This window comes from Rhodococcus sp. R1101 (assembly GCF_000278445.1).
Taxonomy (GTDB): domain Bacteria; phylum Actinomycetota; class Actinomycetes; order Mycobacteriales; family Mycobacteriaceae; genus Rhodococcus; species Rhodococcus gordoniae.
Window position 1 is genome coordinate 1 of record NZ_AJVB01000954.1, and the last position, 425, is coordinate 425.

Here is a 425-nt window from a genome sequence, read left to right on the forward strand (position 1 = left end):
CAGAGGTGGACGGTGTGACGCTCCTCGATGCACCCGATCTCGTCGAGGCACTCGGCGCGACGGCCGGTGAGGTCTTCGTGATCCGCCCCGACGGTCTGCTGCTGTGCCGCGTGCCGGTCGCCGACCTGGACGGTGTCGCGGCGTCCCTGCGCTCCGGTGCCGCTCCTGCCGGTGTGGAACTCCCGGCCCGCCCCGCCGAGCAGGTCACCGAGGACGATCAGCGACGGGAGAACGTCTGGCTCGGTCTGTCGACCGCCCTGGACCAGGCCGCCGAGGACGACCGAGAGGGCTTCCTGACGCGACTGGCGCTGGTGCTCGGCTCGCAGGTCGACCGCCGGCAGTTCGAGGAGGCCATCGCGGCCGCCGCGGACACCTCGCCGCTGCGCGTGGAGGAACTCGCCCCGCAGGCCTGAGCGATCGGATCG

1 pseudogene is annotated in these 425 nt (G+C 72.7%); it reads left to right on the forward strand.

Annotation, left to right across the window (positions count from 1 at the left end):
* Nucleotides 1–413 (forward strand): annotated as a pseudogene (locus tag R1101_RS29090) (aromatic ring hydroxylase); the annotation flags it as partial.
* Nucleotides 414–425 lie beyond the last annotated feature (12 nt).